At 61.4% G+C, this 3,484-nt stretch carries 3 protein-coding genes; all 3 read right to left on the minus strand.

Annotated features, from left to right (window positions below; translation table 11 throughout):
• Positions 1–127 precede the first annotated feature (127 nt).
• Genes HALO32_RS00025 through HALO32_RS00035 form a run of 3 tightly spaced genes read right to left on the minus strand, consistent with a single transcriptional unit; the run spans position 128 to position 3,338 of the window.
• Entirely contained in the window at positions 128–1,135 is a 1,008-nt protein-coding gene (locus tag HALO32_RS00025; protein ID WP_151441740.1) for a tyrosine-type recombinase/integrase, read from the minus strand.
• Positions 1,132–2,088 carry a tyrosine-type recombinase/integrase gene (locus HALO32_RS00030; RefSeq protein ID WP_151441741.1) on the minus strand — a complete coding sequence of 319 codons (957 nt, stop codon included), beginning with the start codon at positions 2,086–2,088 and terminating at the stop codon, positions 1,132–1,134. Before HALO32_RS00030 ends, HALO32_RS00025 begins: the two co-directional genes overlap by 4 nt.
• Positions 2,085–3,338: a tyrosine-type recombinase/integrase gene (locus HALO32_RS00035; RefSeq protein ID WP_151441742.1), complete on the minus strand. Its 1,254-nt coding sequence runs from the start codon at positions 3,336–3,338 to the stop codon at positions 2,085–2,087. The genes HALO32_RS00030 and HALO32_RS00035 overlap by 4 nt, the downstream gene beginning before the upstream one ends.
• Positions 3,339–3,484: the final 146 nt, after the last annotated feature.

Below are 3,484 nucleotides of genomic sequence, written 5' to 3' on the forward strand. Positions count from 1 at the left end.
AATTATGCCCAGTTCCGGATTATGCGCAGTGGCCTGCATAGCCCCGGCCACGATCCAGCGCCAACGCCCTCGAGTGCCGGCAGCCGGATCGTGGTTTTCTCACAACAATCAAAATAACTGCGCATAATCACAAGCTGTCGAGGAAGGCCAGCACGTCTGGCTTGGGTACGAAGCGCAGTGTCATCGTTTCCGGTGGCTGCAGGCTCGCCAGCGCCCGCTCCTTCATGTCCAGATCGGCCTCGAGATACTGGTGCGTGCTCGCCACCTGCTCGTGACCCAACCACAGGGCGATGACGGTCAGGTCGACACCCGACTGCAGTAAGTGCATCGCGGTGGTGTGGCGAATCACGTGCGGTGACACCCGGCGATTTTTCAATGAAGAGCAGTGTGCGGCGGCCTGCGACACCGCCAACTGCAAGCGTTGCTCGACTCCGGAGCGACTCATGGCCTGACCAGCCCGGTTCACCAGTATCGGCTGCGTCCTGTTGCTCGAGAGCGTGGCCATCCACTCATCCAACGTCTGAGCCGTGCGCTTCCACAGCGGCACCACGCGCTCCTTACGCCCTTTGCCGTGCAGCTGGACGGCCTGTGCGTGTTGCGTATCGACATCGCCACGGCGGATGCTGATGAGCTCTGAGACGCGTGCACCGGTGTTGTAGAGCAACAGGAACAGTAGGCGATCCCGTTGACCTGTCCAAGTGGTGGTATCCGGTGCCGCGAGGATGGCTTCCATCTCGTCACGCGACAAGAAGCCCATCAGTGGTCGCTCAAAGCGCTTCATGGGAATGGCCAGCACCCGCTGGACCTGCGCCAGGAACGCGGGCTCTTGCAATGCCACATAGTGCAAGAAGGCCCGGATGGCCGCGAAGCGCGCATTGCGGCTGCGAATACAGTTGTGGCGATGGGTCTCGAGGTGATCGAGGAAGGCCAACACCAGGGAGGCATCCAGGTCGTGGAGGCACAGCGTGCTGACGTCACGGCCGAAGTGCTGCTCGGCAAAGTGGAACAGCAGCCTGAAAGAATCGCGATAACTGGCCACGGTCCGTGCGCTCAGGTGTTGCTGTTGCTGGAGGCGCTGGTAGAAAAACCGCTGTAGCAACCGAGCCAGATCGGTTTCAGACGATGTCGATCTCATGGCTGCTCCTCCTCTGACATCGTGGCCGCCTGTTCGAAACGCTCAGCGGCAATCGCCATCAGTGCCGGGATGCCGGTGAGATACCAGTAGGTGTCGGAGACCTTGCAGTGCCCCATGTAGGTGGCCAATTGCGGCAGCCTCTGGTTGACATCCACCCCTGCGGCATACCATCTCAGCAGGCACTGGCAGGCAAAGGTGTGCCGCAGATCGTAGAGCCGCGGCACAGGGCCGGCCGCTGGCTTGTCCCAGCCCAGCTGTTGGCGAATGAGATGAAAGGCGTAGCGCGCCTGATCCCCCGTGATGGGACGGGCGTTATCGAACAGGAAGAAGCCAGACGCCTGAGCAAGTCCCAGGCATCGTTGCCGCACACAGAGGTATTCGGCCAATGCCGCCGTCGTGCTGGCATGGAGCGGGACCAAGCGGGATTTGCGGAATTTGCTTTCGCGCACCTCGACCATGCGCCGCTCCAGGTCAACATCCTGGTCCTGTAGCCGCAAGGCCTCGCCGAGGCGTAGGCCTGTTGCAGCGAGTAAGCCAAGCAAGGTGTGCATGGTCACCGGCCGAAGCCCCTCGGTGGGGGACAATGCTGCCGTTGCCGCCAGCAGTTGCTTGAGCTCCTGCGAGGAGTAGATGTGCGGTGGTAGGCGACGGTGGGCCGGTCCGAAAAGCCGAGCGGGTGGAATCTCCGTCTGTGGCTCGAACAGCTGACAATATTTGGCGAAGGGTCGCAGCGTTTCCAGGCGCCGAGCGGGGCCCAGCCCTTCCGGTGTGAGTGAGGCATTGGCCCAGGTGACCGCCAGCACCAGGGTCAAGGGGCCCTGATGGGCCCGCTGCTCGGCAAAATGGGCAAAACGCTCGAGCTGCCGGCCTTCGATGGTCAATTCGAAGCCCAGGGCTCGACGTGTCCGTAGATACGCCGCCACCCGCTGATGCATGCTGCTCCAGTTCGTCATGACCATTCCTCCGGCCAGGGCCGCGCCACGCCGGTCAACTGCGGCAGATCGACTTTGGTGTAAACGGCCGTGGTGTCGATGCTGCGGTGGCGCAGTACATCGGCAATCTCCTTGATTGAACAGCCGTTCTGCAGCATGCGCCGGGCAGCGGTGTGACGTAACACATGGGTACCGCTCCAGGGCAATGTGGCACGCTGGAAAGCGCGACGCATTGCGCCGCGCACCGTCGTAACCGCTACGGCTTGACCCAGAGGGGCACGGTGGTAGACGAACAGAGCACGGCTGTCCGAAGCCGGTCGACCATGACGCAGATAATCGACCAGGCTTTCGCCGGTCGATGTCGGCAGCGGAAGACGATCGACGCGGTGGCCTTTGTTGTGGTCCAGCGTCAGGATCCCACCACGCCAATCGATCGCCTTCAGGTCCAACTGCGCGACCTCATGACAACGCAGCGCCATGTCGGCCAAACACCGTGCCATGGCGTAATCACGTTTGCCGATGGCGGTGGTGCGGTCGAAGACGGTCCAGAAACGGGCCAGTTGCTCGTCATCCAGTGCCGACGGCAGGGCCGCCAGCGACCAGCGGGCCGGTGACGGTATGGCATCCCCGAGGTTGTCGACCAAGGCACCATCGAAACGCAGGAAGCGCAGATAGCTGCGTAATGCCCCCACCAGAGCAGTCGCCGCCGGGGCGCGTGCCCTGCATGCCCGATCAGTGACATAGTCGATCAGGACTGATGGAGCGATGTGATCGACGATCAGCGGGCCCGTCCCGAACATATCAGATAGGAATTGCCGTGCCTCGCGGCACCGGCCACGGCGCGTTTGCACCGCCAAGCCGCAAACGTCGCGCAGATAGGCATCGAAGGCGATGACCGAGGCCTCGATAGCCGTCGGGGGCGGCACATCGTGTTGGATCACGCGGGGCTGGCCATGCATCGACAGAAGCTGATTCAGTGCTGCCCGGACCATCTTCCGCGAGCGAACAACCAGAGAAATGCAGCGGCAGGCTGGCAAATGTTCATCGATAAAGACACGCACGGTCTCGGCATTGATCGACTCCGAAAGCTCGAGGGCCGCGATATGGTGCCACTGTAGGAAATGCACCACCGCGTTGTGGTAGGCCTTCGCCGTCTTGGCGGTATGTCCTCGTCGTTGCAGGTGGGTGACATACCGGTCAAGCACGTCTGAGTCGGCGCTCGATAGCGCGTATTTCGGTGGCTGAACACGAATATATGGATGGTTTGACATGAGTACCCTCCCGACAGGGTGGCGAGTGGTACTCAAAGCTTATGTCTTGCGGGCCCATTCCTCCCGGCAGAGATTTCCATTTATAATCAGTTCATTACGAACAAAGTATCCAAGTAACTGCGCATAATCCGGAGCTGGGCATAATT

Source organism: Halomonas lysinitropha (genome assembly GCF_902500215.1).
In the GTDB taxonomy this organism is placed as follows: domain Bacteria; phylum Pseudomonadota; class Gammaproteobacteria; order Pseudomonadales; family Halomonadaceae; genus Halomonas; species Halomonas lysinitropha.

Bases quoted from the DNA above. Each gene is read 5' to 3' on its own strand.
- HALO32_RS00035 (WP_151441742.1), bottom strand. From the start codon at position 3,338: ATGTCAAACCATCCATATATTCGTGTTCAGCCACCGAAATACGCGCTA.
- HALO32_RS00025 (WP_151441740.1), bottom strand. From the start codon at position 1,135: ATGAGATCGACATCGTCTGAAACCGATCTGGCTCGGTTGCTACAGCGG.
- HALO32_RS00030 (WP_151441741.1), bottom strand. From the start codon at position 2,088: ATGACGAACTGGAGCAGCATGCATCAGCGGGTGGCGGCGTATCTACGG.